Origin of the sequence: Plantibacter sp. MPB07 (assembly GCF_046619465.1) — a bacterium.
Classification (GTDB): Bacteria; Actinomycetota; Actinomycetes; order Actinomycetales; family Microbacteriaceae; genus Plantibacter; species Plantibacter auratus.
Genome location: NZ_CP177043.1, coordinates 1,113,726 through 1,135,743 on the forward strand (window position 1 = coordinate 1,113,726; position 22,018 = coordinate 1,135,743).

Annotated in this window: 22 protein-coding genes; all 22 read left to right on the forward strand. The window is 69.3% G+C overall.

What is annotated here, in order from left to right:
• Positions 1–179 precede the first annotated feature (179 nt).
• The 22 genes from rpsD to rpoZ all read left to right on the forward strand — a co-directional run bounded on the left by rpsD (position 180) and on the right by rpoZ (position 21,844).
• Positions 180–809 (forward strand): 30S ribosomal protein S4, encoded by a 630-nt coding sequence (gene rpsD, locus ACLIME_RS05245; RefSeq protein WP_064293825.1) that lies wholly within the window; start codon positions 180–182, stop codon positions 807–809.
• Positions 810–969: 160 nt separating this feature from the next.
• The gene (locus ACLIME_RS05250) at positions 970–1,203 is read left to right on the forward strand and encodes a hypothetical protein (RefSeq protein WP_064293826.1); all 234 of its coding nucleotides are present in this window, start codon (positions 970–972) and stop codon (positions 1,201–1,203) included.
• 69 nt (positions 1,204–1,272) lie between these two features.
• Positions 1,273–3,927, forward strand: coding sequence for an alanine--tRNA ligase (gene alaS / locus ACLIME_RS05255; protein ID WP_411558375.1), 2,655 nt, complete (start codon positions 1,273–1,275; stop codon positions 3,925–3,927).
• Position 3,928: 1 nt separating this feature from the next.
• Positions 3,929–4,399 (forward strand): Holliday junction resolvase RuvX, encoded by a 471-nt coding sequence (ruvX, locus tag ACLIME_RS05260; RefSeq protein ID WP_411558376.1) that lies wholly within the window; start codon positions 3,929–3,931, stop codon positions 4,397–4,399.
• A 13-nt stretch (positions 4,400–4,412) separates the two neighbouring features.
• Positions 4,413–5,969 carry an endolytic transglycosylase MltG gene (gene mltG / locus ACLIME_RS05265; protein WP_411558377.1) on the forward strand — a complete coding sequence of 519 codons (1,557 nt, stop codon included), beginning with the start codon at positions 4,413–4,415 and terminating at the stop codon, positions 5,967–5,969.
• Positions 5,970–5,985: 16 nt separating this feature from the next.
• The gene (locus ACLIME_RS05270; RefSeq protein ID WP_411558378.1) at positions 5,986–6,885 is read left to right on the forward strand and encodes a shikimate dehydrogenase; all 900 of its coding nucleotides are present in this window, start codon (positions 5,986–5,988) and stop codon (positions 6,883–6,885) included.
• 86 nt (positions 6,886–6,971) lie between these two features.
• A complete protein-coding gene (gene aroC / locus ACLIME_RS05275; protein ID WP_064293830.1) occupies positions 6,972–8,186 on the forward strand; it encodes a chorismate synthase in 1,215 nt (404 codons plus the stop codon).
• The gene (locus ACLIME_RS05280; protein WP_079705925.1) at positions 8,179–8,697 is read left to right on the forward strand and encodes a shikimate kinase; all 519 of its coding nucleotides are present in this window, start codon (positions 8,179–8,181) and stop codon (positions 8,695–8,697) included. The genes aroC and ACLIME_RS05280 overlap by 8 nt, the downstream gene beginning before the upstream one ends.
• Entirely contained in the window at positions 8,694–9,791 is a 1,098-nt protein-coding gene (aroB, locus tag ACLIME_RS05285) for a 3-dehydroquinate synthase (protein ID WP_411558379.1), read from the forward strand. Before ACLIME_RS05280 ends, aroB begins: the two co-directional genes overlap by 4 nt.
• Before the next feature lie 52 nt (positions 9,792–9,843).
• Positions 9,844–10,287, forward strand: a complete 444-nt coding sequence (locus ACLIME_RS05290; RefSeq protein WP_124769342.1) for a type II 3-dehydroquinate dehydratase — start codon at positions 9,844–9,846, stop codon at positions 10,285–10,287.
• A gap of 116 nt (positions 10,288–10,403) precedes the next feature.
• Entirely contained in the window at positions 10,404–10,967 is a 564-nt protein-coding gene (gene efp / locus ACLIME_RS05295) for an elongation factor P (protein ID WP_056005785.1), read from the forward strand.
• Positions 10,964–11,380, forward strand: a complete 417-nt coding sequence (gene nusB, locus ACLIME_RS05300; RefSeq protein ID WP_064293834.1) for a transcription antitermination factor NusB — start codon at positions 10,964–10,966, stop codon at positions 11,378–11,380. Before efp ends, nusB begins: the two co-directional genes overlap by 4 nt.
• A 2-nt stretch (positions 11,381–11,382) precedes the next feature.
• Positions 11,383–11,793 carry a VOC family protein gene (locus ACLIME_RS05305; RefSeq protein WP_086473292.1) on the forward strand — a complete coding sequence of 137 codons (411 nt, stop codon included), beginning with the start codon at positions 11,383–11,385 and terminating at the stop codon, positions 11,791–11,793.
• A 74-nt stretch (positions 11,794–11,867) separates the two neighbouring features.
• The gene (pyrR, locus tag ACLIME_RS05310) at positions 11,868–12,407 is read left to right on the forward strand and encodes a bifunctional pyr operon transcriptional regulator/uracil phosphoribosyltransferase PyrR (protein ID WP_064293836.1); all 540 of its coding nucleotides are present in this window, start codon (positions 11,868–11,870) and stop codon (positions 12,405–12,407) included.
• Positions 12,404–13,363 (forward strand): aspartate carbamoyltransferase catalytic subunit, encoded by a 960-nt coding sequence (locus ACLIME_RS05315; protein WP_071260160.1) that lies wholly within the window; start codon positions 12,404–12,406, stop codon positions 13,361–13,363. The genes pyrR and ACLIME_RS05315 overlap by 4 nt, the downstream gene beginning before the upstream one ends.
• Entirely contained in the window at positions 13,356–14,723 is a 1,368-nt protein-coding gene (locus ACLIME_RS05320; protein ID WP_208612334.1) for a dihydroorotase, read from the forward strand. Before ACLIME_RS05315 ends, ACLIME_RS05320 begins: the two co-directional genes overlap by 8 nt.
• On the forward strand, positions 14,723–15,310 hold the full coding sequence (locus ACLIME_RS05325) for a hypothetical protein (protein ID WP_411558380.1): 588 nt from the start codon (positions 14,723–14,725) through the stop codon (positions 15,308–15,310). Before ACLIME_RS05320 ends, ACLIME_RS05325 begins: the two co-directional genes overlap by 1 nt.
• Before the next feature lie 2 nt (positions 15,311–15,312).
• Positions 15,313–16,479, forward strand: coding sequence for a glutamine-hydrolyzing carbamoyl-phosphate synthase small subunit (gene carA / locus ACLIME_RS05330; RefSeq protein ID WP_085510883.1), 1,167 nt, complete (start codon positions 15,313–15,315; stop codon positions 16,477–16,479).
• The gene (carB, locus tag ACLIME_RS05335; protein WP_411558381.1) at positions 16,479–19,769 is read left to right on the forward strand and encodes a carbamoyl-phosphate synthase large subunit; all 3,291 of its coding nucleotides are present in this window, start codon (positions 16,479–16,481) and stop codon (positions 19,767–19,769) included. Before carA ends, carB begins: the two co-directional genes overlap by 1 nt.
• On the forward strand, positions 19,766–20,611 hold the full coding sequence (gene pyrF / locus ACLIME_RS05340) for an orotidine-5'-phosphate decarboxylase (protein ID WP_193555813.1): 846 nt from the start codon (positions 19,766–19,768) through the stop codon (positions 20,609–20,611). The genes carB and pyrF overlap by 4 nt, the downstream gene beginning before the upstream one ends.
• 28 nt (positions 20,612–20,639) lie before the next feature.
• Positions 20,640–21,518, forward strand: a complete 879-nt coding sequence (gene gmk / locus ACLIME_RS05345; RefSeq protein ID WP_124769345.1) for a guanylate kinase — start codon at positions 20,640–20,642, stop codon at positions 21,516–21,518.
• Between the two features lie 68 nt (positions 21,519–21,586).
• Positions 21,587–21,844, forward strand: a complete 258-nt coding sequence (gene rpoZ, locus ACLIME_RS05350) for a DNA-directed RNA polymerase subunit omega (RefSeq protein ID WP_056005756.1) — start codon at positions 21,587–21,589, stop codon at positions 21,842–21,844.
• Positions 21,845–22,018: the final 174 nt, after the last annotated feature.

Here is a 22,018-nt window from a genome sequence, read left to right on the forward strand (position 1 = left end):
GTATTGAGCCGCCTAGAACCGGTGTGACTGCGCGGCTGCTCGATCACCGTGTTCGACGGGCGTGTTCTGTAGCCGAACAGCCCCGGCAGACCCCTCTGACTTTGTCCGGTGTGATTCCGGATCACCGACGCGTCTTCGCGCCGGTCATTCATCGTTTGAGACTTCATCGAAAGGAAACCGTGTCTACCAAGTCACGTACCCGCAGCAAGACCCGCCTCTCGCGAGCACTCGGCATCGCCCTCACCCCGAAGGCCGCCAAGTACCTCGAGAAGCGTCCCTACGCTCCCGGTGAGCACGGCCGCACCAAGCGCAAGGCCGACAGCGACTACGCCGTCCGTCTGCGCGAGAAGCAGCGTCTGCGCGCCCAGTACGGCATCCGCGAGGCTCAGCTCAAGATCGCCTTCCAGGAGGCACGTCGCACCCAGGGCCTGACGGGTGAGAACCTCGTCGAGATCCTCGAGACCCGTCTCGACGCGCTCGTCCTCCGTGCCGGCTTCGCCCGCACCACGGCTCAGGCTCGCCAGATGGTCGTGCACCGCCACATCATGGTCGACGGCCAGCTCGTCGACCGCCCGTCCTTCCGCGTGAAGCCGGGTCAGCTCATCCACGTCAAGCCGCGCTCCGAGGGCACCGAGCCCTTCCAGGTCGCCGCTGCCGGCGGTCACGTCGACGTCCTGCCGAAGGTGCCCGCGTACCTCTCGGTCGAGCTCGACAAGCTCCAGGCACGTCTCGAGCGTCGTCCGAAGCGCGCCGAGGTCCCCGTGACCTGTGAAGTGCAGCTCGTCGTCGAGTACTACGCAGCCCGCTAGGACTGCGACCCGGCCCAGGGCACCACACGAAGAGGCATCGGCTCCGGCCGGTGCCTCTTCGTCGTTGTACGACGCCATCGGTCCACCGCGCTCGACTACGATGGATGCTTGGTACGCCCGGCGACGCCCGGGTGGTCGCACCGCAGATGAGGAGTTCCCCATGAAGAACGTGTTCTGGCTGATCGTCGGCATCGGCGCCGGCTTCGTCGTCGCCCACGAGATCAACAAGACACAGTCCGGCAAGCGGTTCTTCTCCGAGCTGGACTCACGCGTCAGGGAGTTCACCGACACCGTCGGCGACGCCTACAAGGAGCGCGAGGCGCAGCTGCGCGACACGGCGGAGACCGTCGTCGCGCGCGTCGAGGACGCAGCAGAAGACCTCACCAAGCCGTAGCGGCACGCCCGGACGGGCATCGCCGCAGCGCACGAACATCGACACGCACACCCCTGACGTACGGACACCATGGACACCGCTGACATCCGCTCCCGCTGGCTCACCTTCTTCGGCGATCGGGGGCACACCGTCGTCCCCTCCGCCTCCCTCGTCAGCGACGACCCCTCGCTCCTCTTCACGGTCGCCGGCATGGTGCCGTTCGTGCCGTACCTCACCGGCGTCGTCCCTGCGCCGTTCGACCGCGCCACGAGCGTCCAGAAGTGCATCCGCACCAACGACATCGAAGAGGTGGGCAAGACGCCCCGGCACGGCACCTTCTTCCAGATGAACGGCAACTTCTCCTTCGGCGACTACTTCAAGGAGGGGGCGATCACCTACGCGTGGGAGCTCCTGACCGGCAGTGAGTCGAGCGGCGGCCTCGCCTTCGACGAGAAGGACCTCTGGGTCACCGTGTACAAGGACGACGACGAGGCGATCGACCTCTGGAAGCGCGTCGCAGGGCTCCCCGAGCACCGCATCCAGCGGCTCGACAAGGACACGAACTACTGGTCGACCGGTCAGCCCGGACCGGCCGGCCCGTGCTCGGAGATCTTCTTCGACCGCGGTCCCGCGTACGGAGCCGACGGCGGCCCGGCGACCGACGACGACCGGTACGTCGAGATCTGGAACCTCGTCTTCATGCAGTACCTGATCGAGAACGTGCGCGGCAAGGTCGACTTCGACATCGTCGGCGAACTCCCGAAGAAGAACATCGACACCGGCATGGGGCTCGAGCGGGTCGCCTTCCTCAAGCAGGGCGTCGAGAACATGTACGAGATCGACCAGGTGCGCCCGGTCCTCGATCGCGCCGCCGAGTTGAGCGGCCGTCGCTACGGCGCCGACCACGACGACGACGTCCGGATGCGCGTCATCGCCGACCACGTGCGCTCCTCGCTCATGCTCATGAGCGACGGCATCACCCCGTCGAACGAGGGACGCGGGTACATACTCCGCCGCCTCATGCGACGTACCGTCCGTGCGATGCGCCTCCTCGGTGTCGACACCGCGACGTTCCCCGAGCTGTTCTCCGCGTCGCGCGACGCCATGAAGGCCGCCTACCCCGAGGTCGAGACCGACTTCGGCAGGATCTCGCAGAGCGCCTACGCCGAGGAGGAGACCTTCCTCCGGACATTGGCCAGCGGGACGACCATCCTCGACCTCGCGCTCGAGCAGACGAAGGGCACGGGCCGGACGGCCCTCGCCGGCGACTCCGCGTTCCTCCTGCACGACACCTACGGGTTCCCGATCGACCTGACCCTCGAGATCGCGGAGGAAGCCGGCCTCTCCGTCGACCGCGACGCGTTCGATTCGCTCATGACCGCGCAGCGCCAGCGGGCGAAGGCCGACGCGAAGGCGAAGAAGAGCGTCCTCGCCGACCTCTCGGTCTACAGCGACATCCGCGCCAAGGGCGAGACCGTGTTCACCGGCTACACCGAGCTCGAGACCGAGAGCCGCATCCTCGGCATCATCGTGGGCGGCCACCCGGTGCAGCGCGCGGTCGCCGGTGACATCGCCGAGGTGATCCTGGCGGAGACCTCGCTGTACGCCGAGTCCGGCGGGCAGGAGGCCGACCAGGGCGTCATCGTCGGTCCCGGATACGAGCTCGAGGTGCTCGACGTCCAGAAGCCGGTCAAGGGTCTCATCGCGCACAAGGTGCAGGTGAGCCAGGGCGAGGTGGGCGTGGACGCACCGGCGACGACCATCGTCGACGCGAGCTACCGCCGCGGCGCGCAGCAGGCGCACTCCGGTACGCACATCATCCACGCCGCCCTCCGGCAGGTGTTGGGCGACAGCGCCCACCAGTCCGGTTCGTCGAACAAGGCCGGGTATCTGCGGCTCGACTTCACCTGGAACCAGCCGCTGTCACCGACGACGAAGTCGGAGATCGAGGAGATCTCCAACAACGCCATCCGCGACAACCTGCAGGTGAGCACCCGCGAGATGGCGCTTGACGACGCGAAGGCGCTCGGCGCCATGGCGCTGTTCGGCGAGAAGTACGGCGAGACCGTCCGCGTCGTCGACATCGGCGGACCGTGGTCGCGTGAGCTGTGTGCGGGCACCCACGTCAGCTCCAGCGCCGAGATCGGGTTGATCAACCTCGTCAGCGAGTCGTCCGTCGGCTCGACGAACCGTCGGGTGGAGTCGCTCGTCGGACTCGAGGCATTCCGCGACCTCGCCGCCGAGCGGGCGCTCGTCTCACAGCTCTCCGGCAGCCTCAAGACGCCGAAGGAGCAGCTGCCCGACCGCATCGCCGAACTCGTCGCGAACCTCAAGGCCGCTGAGAAGAAGATCGCCGCGTTCGAAGCCCGTGGCCTGAGCGAACGCCTCCCGGCACTGGCGCAGACCGCTCACCGCGTCGGCCCGGTGTCGCTCGTCGCCGAGCACCTGGGCGAGCTCGGGTCACCGAACGACGTCAGGACGCTCGTCACGCAGCTCCGCGAGCAGCTCGGCGCGAGCCCGGCGGTCGTCGCCCTGGGCGCGGTCGTCGGCGGGAAGCCCGCGATCGTCGTCGCGACGAACCAGGGTGCCCGCGACGCCGGACTCAAGGCAGGCGTCCTCGTCCGGGTCGCTGCCGGTGTCCTCGGCGGCAACGGTGGCGGGAAGGACGATCTCGCACAGGGTGGCGGCGTCGACGCCACCGCGCTCGGCGACGCCCTCGCGGCGATCGCACGCGAGATCGCCTGACGTGACGGACGAGTTCCGCCGCGGAGTCCGACTCGGGATCGATGTCGGGAAGGCCAGGGTCGGGGTCGCGAGAAGCGATCCCGACGGCCTGTTGGCCACGCCGGTGGAGACGGTCCCACGGGATCTCGGGGGCGATACCGACATCCGGGCGATCGCGGTCATCGCCGAAGAACTCGGCGCGGTGGAGCTCGTCGTCGGTCTCCCGATCGCCCTGTCGGGGAAGGACACGGCGTCCACGCAGGACGCCCGGGAGTTCGCGGCCCGGCTCAGATCGATCACCGGTGTCCCGGCCCGTCTCGTCGACGAGCGGCTGACGACGGTGACCGCCCACAGCGCCTTGCGCTCCGCTGGGAAACGACAGAAGCAGACCCGCTCGATTGTCGATCAGGTGGCGGCCGTCATACTCTTGCAGTACGCCCTCGACGCCGAACGCGGTTCGGGGCGACCCCCCGGAAGCCCCGTCGACCCGTGAACAGGACGTGCCTGTGTCGAATCTGACACCTCAGAACAACCCAGCAGACGATCCGCTCGCCGACCTCTTCACGTCCGAACGGAACGCCGCGGGGGAGCAGCCGGTGCCACTGTCCCGACGCGAGGCACGTCAGCAGCGTGAGGCCGCGGAAGCCGCCTCGACGCCGTCCGAGCCCGTCGATGAAGACGCCGCGAGCGACACGGCCGAACCGGCCCCGACCGGCGCCGCGTCCGTCGACGCCCCCTCGACCGCTGCGTCGTCGGGTGACTCCGGCGTCAGCGAGCCGGCCGCGAGCGACACACCCGTGAGCGCGCCGAGCCCACGTGCGCCCGAGTCGGACGACACCGATTCCTCAGCGTCCCGGGCCAGGACCACGACCATCCCCGCGTTCGAGGACCTGCTCGCTGAGGACGACACGGCGAACGACAGCGGGCCGCAGCCGATCCATCGGGGGCGCCGTCGTGCGCTGGCCGGCGGGGAACCGCCGAAGCGCCGACGTGGCCGTCGCGGGCTCATCGCACTCATCGTGTCGATCGTCGTCGTCGGGGGTCTCGTCGCGTGCGCCGCGGTCGTGTGGACGAGTTACGAGCCGCAGATCCGCAAGGTCCTCGGCTGGGAGGAACCGAACGACTACGAGGGTGCCGGCAGCGGCGAGGCCGTCGTCATGGTCAACGAGGGCGACATCGGCGAGGACATCGCGACGAGCCTGCACGACGCGGGGGTCACGAAGTCGTTCGACGCCTTCTACGACCTCCTCCTCGCCCAGCCCACCCAGCCGGAGTTCTTCCCGGGCGCCTACAAGCTGAAGCTCAAGATGAGCGCCGAATCCGCCCTTGCCGCCCTGACCGATGAGGCGAACCGCATGGAGGACACCTTCGTCATCCCCGAGGGCACCGCTGAGCAGGACGCCCTGCCGTCGATCGCGGAGGGCACCGGCATCCCGCTGGAGGAACTCCAGGCGGCGGCCGCCGACGTCGCGTCCTTCGGTCTCCCCGCCGAGGCGACCTCGCTCGAGGGGTTCCTCTTCCCGGCGACCTACAGCCTCCCCGACGGCGGCGATGCGCACGCGGTCCTCCAGACCCTCGTGAACCGATCGTTCCAGGCGCTCGACGACGCCGGGGTGAAGCCCGAGGACCGTTGGAAGACCATCGTCCTGGCCTCGCTCATCCAGAAGGAGGCTGGCCTCCGCGACGACTACTACAAGGTGTCGCGGGTCTTCCTCAACCGGCTGGACCCGGCCCAGTGGGAGAGCGGTCTGCTGCAGTCCGACGCCACGGTCGCGTACGGGACGGGCAACACCCACCGGGTGTCGACCACGGACGCCGAGCGCGCCGACGCCTCGAACCCGTACAACACCTACGTCCACCCGGGCATGGTCGTGCGACCGATCTCGAACCCGGGCGACCTCGCGATCGACGCCGCGCTGCACCCGGCCGACGGACCATGGCTCTACTTCGTCACCTGGAACCTCGACTCCGGCGAGACGATCTTCTCCACCACCCAGGAGGAGCATGAGGCAGCGGTCGACAAGTGGCTGTCCTGGATGGACGAGCACCCCGAGTACCAGTAGCGGGAGCGTGGCGCACATGAGTGGAACACGGGCGGGTCACGGCGAGGACGGACAGCCGCGGCTCGCCGTGCTCGGCGCGCCCATCGCCCACTCCAAGTCCCCGGCACTGCACGAGGCCGCCTACCGGGTGCTCGGGCTCGACTGGGACTACGGTCGCCACGAACTCGAGGCGGCCGACCTCTCGGCCTTCCTCGACGAACTCGGCTCGGACTGGCGGGGGCTCTCACTGACCATGCCCCTGAAGCATCGCGCGCTCGAGCTGGCCGACGTGGCCGACCGCGCCGCAACCGAGACCGGGGCGGTCAACACGCTGCGTCTCCGCCGAGCCGAGGATGGATCCCGTCGGATCGAGGGGTTCAACACCGACGTCGGCGGCATCGTCCGCGCGATCGGGGCGGCCGGCGTCGACGCGATCGCCTCCGCTGTCGTCCTGGGCGGGGGAGCGACGGCGTCCTCGGCGATCATGGCCGCGGCGGACCTCGGTGCCGAGCACGTCCACGTGGCGCTCCGACGACCGGCCCAGGCGCGACCACTCGAGGACCTCGCCGGCCGGCTGGGGCTGCGGTTCGCCTCAGGGCCGCTCGACGGTGAGACGCCTGACGCACCACTCGTGATCAGCACCCTTCCCGGCGGCGCCCTCACCGAACCGGGTCCGGTCCTGTCCCATGCTCCAGGCGCGCTCCTCCTCGACGTCGCGTACGACCCGTGGCCGAGTGTGCTCGCGGAGGCGTGGTCGCAGGCCGGCGGGTCGGTCCTCAGCGGACTGTCCATGCTCGTGCACCAGGCGTTGCTCCAGGTCCGGATCTTCGTCCTCGGCGATCCGCTCCTGCCGCTCGAGGACGAGACGACGGTGCTCCGGGCGATGCTCGACACGGTCCACCTCGATCACACCGGGGCGCCGGTCGCCTCGCACTGACCGCGCCGGACGCATCCGTCGCCCACCTGCACACCCGTCGACCGAAGGCGCACGGTCGCGTCCCGGCTCTATGGAAGGATAGGACCATGCTTCGTTGGCTCACTGCCGGAGAGTCTCACGGCCCGGAACTCATCGCCGTCCTCGAGGGACTCCCGTCCGGCGTACCCATCTCCATGGACGGCGTCCGCGCCGACCTCGCCCGACGGAAGCTCGGCTACGGCCGAGGATCCCGCATGAAGTTCGAGGAGGACGAGCTCAACCTGTCCGGCGGCGTCCGCCACGGCTTCTCCATGGGCAGCCCGATCGCGATCCGCATCGGCAACACCGAGTGGCCGAAGTGGGCCGAGGTCATGAGCCCCGAGCCGACCGAGATCTCCGACAAGTCGCGTGGCCGCAGCGCCGCGCTCACCCGCCCGCGTCCCGGGCACGCCGACCTGACGGGCATGCAGAAGTACGGTTTCGACGAGGCGCGTCCCGTGCTCGAACGCGCCAGCGCACGCGAGACCGCTGCGCGAGTGGCCCTGGGTGCCGTCGCGCGCTCCTTCCTCGGCGAGCTGGGCATCACCCTCGTCAGCCACACGCTGTCGATCGGGCCCGTGCGCGTTCCCGAAGACAGCCCGCTGCCGGTCCCGGCCGACGTCGACGCGCTCGACGCCGATCCGCTGCGCTGCTTCGACAAGGCGACCTCGGAGCGCATGGTCGCCGAGGTCGATGCGGCCAAGAAGGACGGCGACACCCTCGGCGGCATCGTCGAGGTCCTGGCCTACGGACTCCCACCGGGACTCGGCTCCTACGTCCACTGGGACCGCCGACTCGACGCACGGCTCGCAGCAGCGCTCATGGGCATCCAGGCCATCAAGGGTGTGGAGGTCGGCGACGGCTTCCTCACGACGACGCGTCGCGGTTCCGCGGCCCACGACGAGCTCGTCCAGGAGAGCGACGGCATCGCACGACAGAGCGACCGCGCCGGCGGCACCGAGGGCGGCATGACCACCGGCACCGTCCTCCGTGTCCGCGCCGGCATGAAGCCGATCGCGACCGTCCCGCACTCGCTCCGCACCGTCGACGTCGCGACGAGCGAGGCCGCCACCGCACACCACCAGCGCTCGGACGTCTGCGCGGTCCCGGCCTCCGGTGTCGTGGCCGAGGCGATGGTGGCCCTGGTCCTCGCCGAAGCGGTCCTCGAGAAGTTCGGTGGCGACTCCGTCCCCGAGACGAAGCGCAACCTCGACGGATACCTGGCAGCGATCCCGTCCAACCTGCGCACGCGAGGCGACCACGCCTCCAGCGCCGATGCCTGAGCAGGCCGCCGACCTCCGACTCCCCGTCGTCCTCATCGGACCGATGGGGTCGGGGAAGAGCCGGGTCGGCAAGCAGTTGGCGAAGCGCCTGGGCCTGCCGTTCGTCGACACCGACAGCGTCGTGTCCGGCGAGCACGGCGCGATCGCGCGCATCTTCGAGCAACACGGTGAGCCTCACTTCCGCGCCCTGGAGCGGGCGGCGGTCGCCGCCGCGCTCGAGCAGCCGGCGATCGTGTCGCTCGGCGGGGGCGCGGTCCTCGACGAGGACACGCAGCGTGAGCTCGCCGACGCACGCGTCGTGCTGCTGACGGTCACCGAGGAGGCCGTGCTGGCACGGGCCAACCTCGACAAGCGTCCACTGCTCCGCGACGACCCCGGCGCGTGGTCGCGCATCGCCGCCGCCCGGCGTCCCGTGTACGAACGACTCGCGGATGTCACCTTCGACACCTCGCACCGACCCATCTCAGGCATCGTCGACGAGCTCGTCGCCTGGGTGAAGGAGCCTGCATGAGCACCGAACCGACCACCCCGACCGAGCGGACCGTCATCGAGGTGACGGGATCCTCCCCGTACCCCATCACGATCGGGAGAGGGCTGGAGGACGTGCTCGTCGACGCCCTCGGGACCGGCGTGCAGCGGGTCCTCATCGTCCACCCGGCGACGCTGGGCGAGAAGGCGGCCAAGCTGCGCGAGACCCTGAGCGACCGGTACCAGGTACTGCTCGCCGAGGTGCCGGACGCCGAGGCCGGGAAACGGGTCGAGGTCGCCGCGTTCTGCTGGGGAGTCCTCGGGCAGGCCGACTTCACGCGCTCCGACGCGGTCATCGGGTTCGGCGGTGGCGCGGTCACCGACCTCGCCGGCTTCGTCGCCGCCACCTGGCTGCGCGGCGTCCGGCTCGTGCAGGTCCCCACGACGGTCCTCGGCATGGTCGACGCGGCCGTGGGCGGCAAGACGGGCATCAACACCGCGGAAGGCAAGAACCTCGTCGGCGCCTTCTACGCCCCGGCCGCCGTCGTCTGCGATCTCGACACGCTCGACACCCTCCCGAAGAACGAGATCCTCGCCGGGTTCGCCGAGGTTGCCAAGGCCGGGTTCATCCGCTACCCGGAGATCCTCGAACTCATCGAGGCCGATGTCGACGCCGCGACCGACCCCGACACGCCCGCCTTCCGCCGCTGCATCGAGCTCGCGATCCGGATGAAGGCCGACGTCGTCAGCGAGGACTTCACCGAGCAGGGCCTCCGCGAGATCCTCAACTACGGACACACGCTCGGGCACGCCATCGAGCACGCCGAGCGGTACCAGTGGCGACACGGTGCCGCGGTGGCGATCGGCATGATGTACGTCGCCGAGCTGTCCCGCCTCGCCGGCCGACTGTCGGACGAGGTCGTCGACCGCCACCGTCGCGTCCTGGAGCTCCTCAGCCTGCCGATCGCCTATCCGGTGGGCCGCTGGAACACCCTGCTCGCGACGATGCAGCGCGACAAGAAGACGCGCGGTTCGATGTTGCGGTTCATCGTGCTCGACGACCTCGCCAAGCCGACCGTCCTCCAGGGGCCCGAGACCTCGCTGCTCTTCGCCGCCTACCAGGAGATCGGCTCCTGACCGACGCCGGCGCGCTCCGCGAGCGCTCGTCCCGAACGGATACCCTCGACTCATGACCACCGTGCTCGTCCTCAACGGACCGAACCTCGGACGCCTCGGCAGCCGTGAACCCGACGTCTACGGCTCGGCCGACCTCGATGCGCTGCGCACCGTGCTCGAGACCGACGCTGGCGACGGGACGCGGATCGACCTGCGTCAGACGGACGACGAGGGCGAGCTGATCGGCTGGCTCCACGAGGCCGTCGACTCCGGGACGTCCGTGATCCTGAACCCCGCGGCGTTCACCCACTACAGCTACGGGCTCCGCGACGCGGCGGCCATGGTCACGAAGGCGGGCCTCCTGCTCGTCGAGGTGCACCTCTCGAATCCGCATGCCCGCGAGGCGTTCCGTCACACGAGCGTGATCTCCGGTGTCGCGACCGGCGTGATCGCCGGTTTCGGCTTCGACTCGTACCGCCTCGCCCTCGACCTCGTGGTCCGCCGCAGCACCGAGTGACGTGCGAGGCGCCCTGGTCCACCACGGGCGCGTTGGTCACGGGTCCTCGCAGCGGTTACACTCGTTCGTTGGGTCGTATCCGGCCGCACACTTTCCACGAACGGACATTCTCGCGCATGGCTTCTACCGCTGACATCAAGAACGGCATCGTCCTGAACATCGACGGGCAGCTCTGGACGGTGATCGAGTTCCAGCACGTCAAGCCGGGCAAGGGTGGCGCGTTCGTCCGCACCAAGATGAAGAACATCATGACCGGCAAGGTCGTCGACAAGACGTACAACGCCGGCACGAAGATCGACGTCGAGAACGTCGACCGCCGCGACTTCACCTACCTGTACGCGGACGGCGACTCCTTCGTCTTCATGGACAAGAGCGACTACGACCAGATCACCATCCCCGCCGTCGTCGTCGGCGACACCAAGAACTTCCTCCTCGAGAACCAGGACGTCACGGTCGCCCTCAACAACGGCAACCCCCTGTACGTCGAGCTCCCCGCGTCGGTCATCCTCGAGGTCACCTACACGGAACCCGGGCTCCAGGGCGACCGCTCGACCGGTGGCACGAAGCCGGCGACTGTCGAGACCGGCTACGAGATCCAGGTCCCGCTCTTCCTCGAGACCGGCACCAAGGTCAAGGTCGACACCCGCACGGGTGACTACCTCGGTCGCGTCAACGAGTGAGCGCTCGTACCAAGGCGCGCAAGCGCGCCCTCGATCTGCTCTACCAGGCCGACGTCCGTCAGCAGACCCTCGCTGAAGTCCTGTCCGCGGAAGCCTCTCGCGCCGTCAGCGAGCCCGACCGCCAGGCCTCCTGGTTGTACGCGCGGGAGATCGTCGACGGTGTCGGTGACCACGCCGAGGAGATCGACGAACAGATCGAGACGTACGCGCAGGGCTGGACGCTCGCGCGGATGCCCACGGTCGACCGGGCCATCCTCCGGATTGCGATCTGGGAGATCCTGTTCAACGACGAGGTGCCGCACGGCGTCGCCATCGACGAAGCGGTCGAGGCGGCCAAGACGCTGTCGACCGACGACTCGGCCGGCTTCATCAACGGCCTGCTCGGTAAGATCTCGCAGATCAACCCGCGGTGACGATGAGCGACGAGACCGGCGCGGCCCTGCCGCTGAAGCGCGTGCACCACATCGCGATCATCGCCAGCGACTACGAGGCCTCCAAGCGCTTCTACACCTCGGTGCTCGGCTGCGAGCTGCTCACCGAGGTGTACCGGGCCGAGCGTGACTCCTGGATGGGCGACCTCGCCCTGAACGGTGAGTACCTCATCGAGTTGTTCTCCTTCCCGGACCCGCCGGCACGCGCATCCGGACCCGAAGCGCTCGGACTGCGGCACCTCGCCTTCGCCGTCGACGACGTCGACGCCGGCCACGCCCGTCTGGTGGAGCTGGGGGTCCGCGTCGAAGACGTCCGGATCGACCCGCACACCTCGCGCAAGATGCTGTTCTTCTTCGATCCCGACGGCCTCCCGTTGGAGCTCTACGAGGCCTGATCCGACTGCTAGGCTCGGGTGTTGACCAAGACAACCTTTAAGACCGTCCAGAGAGGCGGAGAAGGGAGTCGGCGATGAGCGCACGTACCGTGCTGCACGAAGCTGACATCGCGCGGGCGTTGACTCGGATCTCCCACGAGATCCTCGAGTCCAACCGCGGAGCAGACGACCTCGTGATCCTGGGCATCCCGACGCGCGGGGTCATCCTCGCGAAGCGGATCGCCGCCACGATCTCCTCGATCTCGGGCGCGACCATCGTCTCGGGTGCACTCGACGTCACGATGTACCGCGACGACCTGGCGAAGCACCCGACCCGTGCACCGCAGCCCACGACGCTCCCGCCACAGGGGATCGACGGGCGCACGGTCGTCCTCGTCGACGACGTCCTGTACTCGGGACGCACGATCCGCGCCGCCCTCGACGCCCTGACCGACCTGGGCCGCCCGCGCGTCGTGCGGCTCGCCGCGCTCGTCGACCGCGGGCACCGCGAGCTCCCGATCCGACCCGACTTCGTGGGGAAGAACCTGCCCTCCTCCCAGGCGGAGCGCATCTTCGTCCGGCTCACCGAGTTCGACGGCGACGACTCCGTGACGATCGAGGGGAGCGGCGAATGAGGCACCTGCTGTCGACGAAGACACTCACCCGCGACGAGGCGATCGAGATACTCGACGTCGCGGAGGACATGGCCGAGACGCAGTTCCGTGAGGTCCGCAAGCTCCCGACCCTCCGTGGGAAGACGGTCGTCAACCTCTTCTTCGAGGACTCGACCCGCACGCGCATCTCGTTCGAGGCTGCCGCGAAACGGCTGTCCGCAGACGTCATCACCTTCAGCGCCAAGGGGTCGAGCGTCTCGAAGGGTGAAAGCCTGAAGGACACCGCACAGACCCTCGCCGCGATGCACGCCGACGCCGTCGTGATCCGACATTCCGCGTCCGGAGCGCCGCAGACCCTCGCCGACAGCGGGTGGATCGACGCCGGCATCCTGAACGCGGGGGACGGGACGCACGAGCACCCGACGCAGGCCCTCCTGGACGCGTTCACCATGCGCAAGCGCCTCCACGGCGAGCGGTCCCGCGGTCGCGCGCTCGACGGGGTGGCGGTGACGATCGTCGGCGACATCCTGCATTCCCGGGTCGCCCGCTCGAACGTCTGGCTGCTCGACACGCTCGGCGCCGAGGTCACCCTCGTCGCCCCGCCGACACTGCTTCCGGTGGACCTCGGCCCCTGGCCGGCAACCGTCCGCTACGACCTGGACGACGCGATCGCCCAGCGTCCCGACGTGCTGATGATGCTCCGGATCCAGTCCGAACGCATGCACGCCGCCTTTTTCCCGAACAGCCGGGAGTATTCCAGGCGCTGGGGGCTCGACGACGAGCGGCTCGCCCGCCTCGATCCGGCTAGCATTGTCATGCACCCCGGGCCGATGAACCGCGGTCTGGAGATCTCGTCCGGGGCAGCCGACTCACCCCGGTCGACCGTCCTCGAACAGGTCGCCAACGGGGTGTCGGTCCGGATGGCCGCGTTGTACCTGCTGCTGTCCGGCGATCGAGAGGAATCCACCCGTGTCTGAGCCCACTTCGAACCACGACGTCACCCTGATCACCGGAGCGACGCTCGCCGACGGGACACGCACCGACATCCTCCTGCGCGACGGACGGATCGCGGAACGCGGCTCCGGGCTGAGCGCCGTCGGCGCGACCGTCGTCGACGCGGACGGCCTCCTCGCGCTGCCCGGGCTCGTCGACCTCCACACGCATCTCCGGGAACCCGGGTTCGAGCAGAGCGAGACGGTGCTCACCGGCACGCGTGCCGCAGCCGCCGGCGGCTTCACCGCGGTGTTCGCGATGGCCAACACCTCGCCGGTGGCCGACACGGCCGGGGTCGTCGAGCAGGAGCAGTCGCTCGGTGAGCGCGCCGGCTACGCCACGGTGCAGCCGATCGGTGCCGTGACGGTCGGACTCGCCGGAGAACGACTCGCCGAACTCGGCGCCATGGCCTCCTCACGCGCCAAGGTCCGGGTCTTCTCGGACGACGGCCTCTGCGTGTCCGACCCGCTGCTCATGCGTCGCGCGCTGGAGTACGTGAAGGCCTTCGACGGCGTGATCGCCCAGCACGCGCAGGAGCCCCGACTCACCGTCGGTGCGCAGATGAACGAGGGCGCCCTCTCCGGCGAGCTCGGTCTCACCGGATGGCCGGCTGTCGCTGAGGAGTCGATCATCGCCCGCGACGTGCTCCTCGCCGAGCACGTGGGTTCCCGCCTCCACATCTGCCACGTCTCGACGGCCGGTTCCGTCGACGTCATCCGCTGGGCGAAGGCCCGGGGCATCCCCGTCACGGCCGAGGTCACGCCGCACCACCTGCTGCTCACGGAGGAGCTGGTGGCGAGCTACGACGCCCGGTACAAGGTGAACCCGCCCCTGCGACGGGCGGAGGACGTCCAGGCGCTGCGCGAGGCCCTCGCTGACGGCACGATCGACATCGTCGCGACGGACCACGCACCGCACCCGGTCGAGGCCAAGGACTGCGAGTGGGACGCCGCCGCGAACGGCATGGTGGGCCTCGAGTCCGCCCTCTCCGTCGTGCACGCGTCGATGGTCGCGACCGGGCTCCTGGACTGGAACGACGTCGCCCGGGTGCTCTCGGCGACGCCGGCGAGGATCGGACGGATCACCGGGCAGGGGGCTTCGATCGAGGCCGGTGCTCCGGCGGAGGTCGTGCTCTACGACACCGCCGCCACCCGTCCGTTCGGCACGGCCGACCTGGCCGGCAAGGGCGTGAACTCGCCCTACCTCGGCCTGGAGCTGCCCGGCCGCGTCGTCGCCACCTTCCACCGGGGCTACGCGACCGTCCTGGACGGCGCCGTGCTCCCGACGGAGCAGGTCGCGGCCGCAGCACGCCGTGCCGCGCGATCCGCGGAGGTCGAGCACTGATGGACGGGCGGATCCTCGCGGCCGTCCTCGTCGCCCTCGTCCTCCTCGGCATCCTCGCCCTCATGGCCTTCGCCTGGCGACGCCGCGTCGCGCGCGACGCCCAGGTCGGTCCCCTCGCGGAGCTCCCCGACCCTCGGCCGGTCCCGTCACTGACGGTCGAGGTCCTCTACGTCGCGACGTCGAAGCACGACCAGCCGCTCGAACGGCTGGCGTTGCAGGGACTGCGCTACCGATCCCGGGTCACGCTCGAGCTCGGTGCCGCCGGAATCGTCGTCGACGTCCCGGGGGAGCGGCCGACGTTCATCCCTGCGACGAGCATCGTCGGCGTCGACCAGACCAACCTCACGATCGACCGGGTCGTCGAGCCGGGCGGGCTCATCCGCCTGAGCTGGCGCCCCGTCCCGACGGTGATCGCGGACAGCACCTTCCGCGTCCTCGAGCAGGCGGACCGCGCCCGCATCATCGACACCGTCACGAGCCTCATCCCCGCCGCGGACGCCGGATTCCGGCCGACCGGCACCCCAGACACCGTCGCCGACATCACCTCGGCCGACGACTCCACCCCACCGCCTCACGAGAGGGCTTGACCATGACCTCCTTCACCCCACCCAGTCCAGCGGTACTCGTCCTCGAGGACGGCAACCGCTACGTCGGGCACGCCTACGGCGCGACCGGCCGCACGCTCGGCGAGGTCGTCTTCGCCACCGGCATGACCGGCTACCAGGAGACGCTGACCGACCCGTCCTACGCCGGACAGATCGTCCTGATGACCGCGCCGCACATCGGCAACACCGGCGTCAACCGCGAGGACATGGAGTCCGCCCGCGTCTGGGTCGCCGGATACGTGGTGCGTGACGCGTCGCGCGTCGTCTCGAACTTCCGAGCGGACCGCTCGCTCGACGACGAACTGGTCCAGGACGGCGTCGTGGGCATCAGCGGCATCGACACCCGCGCGGTGACCCGGCACATCCGTTCCGCCGGTTCCATGCGCGGCGGCGTGTTCTCCGGCGAGGACTTCGAGTTGTCCGGCGCCGAGCAGCTCAGTCTCGTCCGGGCCGGCGCGCAGATGGCCGGTCTGAACCTGTCGAGCCAGGTCTCCACGACCGAGCAGTACACCGTGCCGGCGGTGGGCGAGCGCGTCGGTTCCGTCGCGGTCCTCGACCTCGGCGTCAAGACGTCGACGCTCAACCACCTCGCCGCTCGCGGCTTCGACGTCGTGGTGCTGCCGCAGTCGGTGACCTCGGCCGAGGTCCTCGCGCTCGAACCGTCCGCACTTTTCTTCTCCAACGGCCCCGGTGACCCGGCTGCGAGCGACGCGCACGTCGCCCTCCTGCAGGACGTGCTCCGCGCGGGCGTGCCGTACTTCGGCATCTGCTTCGGCAACCAGCTGCTCGGGCGCGCGCTCGGCTTCGAGACCTACAAGCTGCCGTTCGGTCACCGCGGGATCAACCAGCCGGTCCTCGACAAGGCGACCGGTCGGGTGGAGATCACCTCGCAGAACCACGGTTTCGCGGTCGACCTGCCGATCGAGGGCAGACACGAGACGCCCGCCGGGTTCGGTCTCGCCGAGGTCAGCCACTACAGCCTGAATGACGAGGTCGTCGAGGGCATCAACTGCATCGACATCCCCGCGTTCTCGGTCCAGTACCACCCCGAGTCCGCCTCGGGTCCGCACGACGCGGTCTACCTGTTCGACCGGTTCCGCGACCTCGTGACCGGCCACGCCACCACTTCCAGCACCAAGGAGAACAACTAGTGCCCAAGCGCGACGACATCAACAGCGTCCTCGTCATCGGCTCCGGGCCGATCGTCATCGGGCAGGCCGCCGAGTTCGACTACTCGGGCACCCAGGCATGCCGCGTGCTGCGCGAGGAGGGCGTCCGGGTCATCCTCGTCAACTCGAACCCGGCGACCATCATGACCGACCCCGACTTCGCCGACGCGACCTACGTCGAGCCGATCACCTGGCAGGTCATCGAGACGATCATCGCGAAGGAGAAGCCCGACGCGATCCTGCCGACCCTCGGCGGCCAGACGGCGTTGAACGCCGCGATCCAGCTGCACGAGCACGGCATCCTCGAGAAGTACGACGTCGAGCTCATCGGCGCGAACTTCGAGGCGATCAACAAGGGCGAGGACCGCCAGATCTTCAAGCAGCTCGTGCTCGACGCGGGCGCGGACGTGGCCCGTTCGTACATCGCCCACACGGTCGAGGAGGCCGTCGGCTACGCCGAGGACCTCGGCTACCCGCTGGTCGTGCGCCCCTCGTTCACCATGGGCGGCCTCGGCTCGGGATTCGCATACACCGAGACGGAGCTCCGCCGGATCGTCGGCGACGGCCTCCACCAGAGCCCGACCACCGAGGTGCTCCTCGAGGAGTCGATCCTCGGCTGGAAGGAGTACGAGCTCGAGCTCATGCGCGACACGGCCGACAACACCGTCGTCGTCTGCTCGATCGAGAACGTCGACCCGGTCGGCGTGCACACCGGCGACTCCATCACGGTGGCCCCCGCCCTGACGCTGACGGACCGCGAGTACCAGAAGCTCCGCGACATCGGTATCGACATCATCCGCGCGGTCGGCGTCGACACCGGCGGCTGCAACATCCAGTTCGCGGTCGACCCGGCCGACGGCCGCATCATCGTCATCGAGATGAACCCGCGCGTCTCCCGCTCGAGTGCCCTCGCCTCGAAGGCGACCGGCTTCCCGATCGCGAAGATCGCGGCGAAGCTGGCCATCGGGTACCGCCTCGACGAGATCCCGAACGACATCACGAAGGTCACGCCCGCGAGCTTCGAGCCCACGCTCGACTACGTCGTCGTGAAGGTCCCGCGCTTCGCGTTCGAGAAGTTCCCAGCCGCCGACCCGACACTCACGACCACCATGAAGTCGGTGGGTGAGGCGATGGCCATCGGACGTAACTACGCCACGGCCCTGCAGAAGGCGCTGCGGTCGCTCGAGAAGCGCGGTTCCAGCTTCCACTGGGGCGACGAGTCCCGCAGTGTCGAGGAGCTGCTCGAGGTCATGAAGACCCCGACCGACGGCCGCATCGTCGTCGTGCAGCAGGCGCTCCGCAAGGGTGCCACCGCTGAGCAGGTCTTCGAGGCCACCAAGATCGACCCGTGGTTCATCGACCAGATCGTCCTGATCAACGACGTCGCCGACTGGATCGCCGCGGCGGAACGCCTCGACACCGAGGTGCTCCGTACCGCGAAGAACCACGGTTTCTCGGACGCGCAGATCGGTCAGCTGCGCTGGTTCGGCGAGCAGGAGGTGCGCGAGGTCCGGCACATCCTCGGTGTCCGCCCGGTCTACAAGACGGTCGACACGTGCGCCGGCGAGTTCCCGGCGCTCACCCCGTACCACTACTCGAGCTACGACACCGAGACCGAGGTGGTCGCGAGCGACCGCCGCAAGGTGGTCATCCTCGGGTCCGGCCCGAACCGCATCGGCCAGGGCATCGAGTTCGACTACTCCTGCGTGCACGCGTCCTTCGCCTTGCAGGCCGCCGGCTTCGAGACCATCATGATCAACTGCAACCCGGAGACCGTCTCGACGGACTACGACACGAGCGACCGCCTCTACTTCGAGCCGCTCACGCTCGAGGACGTCCTCGAGGTCATCCACGCCGAGAGCGAGTCGGGCGAACTCGTCGGTGTCGTCGTCCAGCTCGGCGGCCAGACGGCGCTCGGGCTCGCGAAGGGGCTCGAGGCCGCAGGCGTCCCGATCCTCGGCACCACGCCGACCGCCATCGACCTCGCCGAGGAGCGCGGCCAGTTCCAGGAGATCCTGGACGCCGCCGGCCTCGTCGCACCGAAGAACGGCACCGCGGTGGAGATCGAGGGTGCGCTGCGCGTCGCCGAGGAGATCGGCTACCCGGTCCTCGTCCGCCCGAGCTTCGTGCTCGGCGGACGCGGCATGGAGATCATCTACGACAGCGCCTCGCTCACGGACTACTTCGTGCGCATCGAGGACCAGGGCATCGTGGGCCCGGCCCAGCCGCTGCTCGTCGACCACTTCCTCGACGACGCGATCGAGATCGACGTCGACGCCCTGTTCGACGGCGAGGAGCTCTACATCGGTGGCGTCATGGAGCACATCGAGGAGGCCGGGATCCACTCGGGCGACTCGAGCTGCACCCTGCCGCCCGTCTCGCTCGGTCGTGCCGAGATCGACCGCGTGCGGAACGCGACGCTCGCGATCGCCCAGGGGATCGGCGTGCGCGGTCTGCTGAACGTCCAGTTCGCGATCGGCGCCGGCATCCTCTACGTCATCGAGGCGAACCCGCGTGCGTCCCGCACGGTGCCGTTCGTGTCGAAGGCGCTCGGCATCCCGCTGGCGAAGGCCGCATCACTCATCATGACCGGCGCGACGGTCGCCGAGCTCAAGGACTCCGGGCTCCTGCCCCCGGTCGACGGATCCCGGGTCCCGATCGACTCCCCGGTGTCGGTCAAGGAGGCCGTGCTGCCCTTCAAGCGCTTCCGCACGAAGGACGGCCAGATCGTCGACAGCGTGCTCGGCCCGGAGATGCGCTCCACCGGCGAGGTGATGGGCATCGACAAGGACTTCCCGCGCGCGTTCGCGAAGAGCCAGGAGGCGGCCTACGGCGGCCTGCCGTCGAGCGGAACGGTGTTCGTCTCGGTCTCCGACCGCGACAAGCGCTCGATCATCCTGCCGGTGCTGCGCCTCCAGCAGCTCGGGTTCGACATCCTCGCGACCGACGGCACGGCCGAGGTGCTGAACCGGAACGGCATCAGTGCCCGGACGGTGCGCAAGTACAGCGAGACCACGGCCGCGGGCGAGGACGACTCGATCGTCGACCTGATCAACCGCGACGAGGTCGACATGGTCATCAACACCCCGAGTGGCCGGTCGGCTCGCGCGGACGGCTACGAGATCCGCGCGGCCGCCGTCGCGGCCGACAAGCCGCTCTTCACGACGATCGCGCAGCTCACCGCAGCGGTCGGCTCCTTCGAGGCACTCGGCGGGGGCTTCGAGGTCCGCTCGCTCCAGGAGTACGCACTCGATCGGGCTGCGCGCTCGTGACGGCTTCCTTCGGAACCCGACTGGACGAGGTCTTCATCCGGTCGGGCCGACTCTGCGTCGGCATCGATCCGCACCGCTTCCTGCTCGAGGCGTGGGGGCTGCCCGACACCGCCGCCGGCGCGGGGGCCTTCGGCCTCGCCGTCGTCGAGGCCGCAGCCGGTCGCGCCGGGATCGTCAAGCCGCAGGTGGCGTTCTTCGAACGGTTCGGGTCGGCCGGGTACATCGCCCTCGAAGGGGTCCTCGCCGCGGCACGCGACGCCGGGCTCCTCGTGATCGGCGACGCCAAGCGCGGTGAGATCGGGACGAGCATGGAGGGCTATGCCGAAGCGTGGCTGACCCCCGGTTCACCGCTGGAGGTCGACGCCCTCACCGTGAACCCCTATCTCGGCTTCGGCTCACTGCAGCCGGTACTCGAGCTCGCCGAGCAGCACGGCAAGGGCGTGTTCGTGCTGACGGCGACCTCGAACCCGGAGGGTCGCGACGTCCAGCTCGCCGAGGACAGGGCCGGCCTCACCGTCGCGGCGTCGATGCTCGAGGAGATCGACCACTGGAACGCACGGCACCACCCCGGGGCTACCGGTTCGATCGGTGCGGTCATCGGAGCCACGCTCCGTCTCGAGGAGTTCGGCCTGACGGAGGTACCGCCGACGACCACGCTCCCGATCCTGGCACCCGGGTTCGGCCACCAGGGGGCCTCGGTCGCCGACCTCGGATCCATCTACGGCGACCTCGCGCCGGGCGTCATCGTCTCCGAGTCCCGGAGCCTCCTCGCGGCTGGACCCTCGGGGATCGCGGACGCCGTCGAACGTTCCGTCGCAGCCGTGAGGAGCGCCCGTGGTTGACCAGGAGCAGGACCAGCCCAGTAGGAACATGCCGGAGGTCGACCGGGCCGCCGCCTCACGTGAGGCCGTTCGCAAACGCCGCGCGCGTGCGACCGTCAAGGCGTCCATCGCCTCCGGTGCCCGCACCCCCTTGGAGGTACTCGACGCCGCGACCGCCGATCCGGACGGTATCGAGGGCGGCATCCGCATCACCGAGTACCTCCTCAGCATCCCGAGTGTCGGCGTCACCAAGCTCGGGCGCATCCTCGAATCGCTCGGCATCTCCTCGGTGAAGCGCCTCGGCGGTCTCGGGCGGTTGCAGCGGGATCGCCTCCGCGCCTTCATCGCCGAGCGCTACCCGGGGAACGCGCGCAGCCGACTCGTCGTGCTCGCCGGCCCGACGGCCGTCGGCAAGGGGACGGTGGCCGCGTACATCCGCGACCACTACCCGGAGGTGCACCTCTCCGTCTCGGCCACGACGCGCAAGCCCCGACCGGGGGAACAGCACGAGGTGAACTACTACTTCGTGACCGACGACGAATTCGACGGCCTCATCGAGGGCGACCGCCTGCTCGAGCACGCCACGGTCCACAACGCGTACCGCTACGGCACGCCACGCGAGCCGATCGAGCGTGCGCTCGCGGCCGGCGACAGCGCGTTGCTCGAGATCGACATCCAGGGTGCCCGGCAGGTCCGGGAGGCGATGCCGGAGGCGACCCTGGTGTTCCTGCTGCCCCCGAGCTGGGACGAACTGGTCCGCCGACTGGTCGGACGAGGCACCGAGGACGAGGAGGAACGGGAGCGCCGACTGCGCACCGCGAAGGTCGAACTGGCCGCCGCGGACGAGTTCGACCACCGTGTCGTCAACGACGACGTGGCCCGCGCGGCCCAAGAGGTCGTAGACTTGATGAAGATTCACGGGGATTGACGTCCGACGCGCACCCCGCATCGATCCGATCTTCCCCGAACACAACCACACGAGGAGTGTGAACCTGCATGGCTGACAAGCTCAAGGGCATCATCGATCCGCCCATCGACTCCCTGCTCACCAAGGTCGAGTCCAAGTACGCACTCGTGATCTTCGCGTCCAAGCGCGCGCGCCAGATCAACGACTACTACGCCGACCTCCACGAGGGCAGCCTGTTCGACAACGTCGGGCCGCTGGTCGACTCGTCCGTCGAGGACAAGCCGCTCTCGATCGCGATGCACGAGATCAACGAGGACAAGCTCCAGATCAAGCCGATCGCCGAATAACCGCTTCACCACGACGAATCCGCCGGGCGCCAGACGACCGGCGGATTCGTCGTGTCGGGCCCGTTCCCACCACCGCGACGCCTTGCGTCATGGACGGACGACGTGTCCGAGGCCTCGACTAGAGTGATGAACGGTCCGGCCCCGGAACACCGCGACGGCCGATCCCTCCACCAT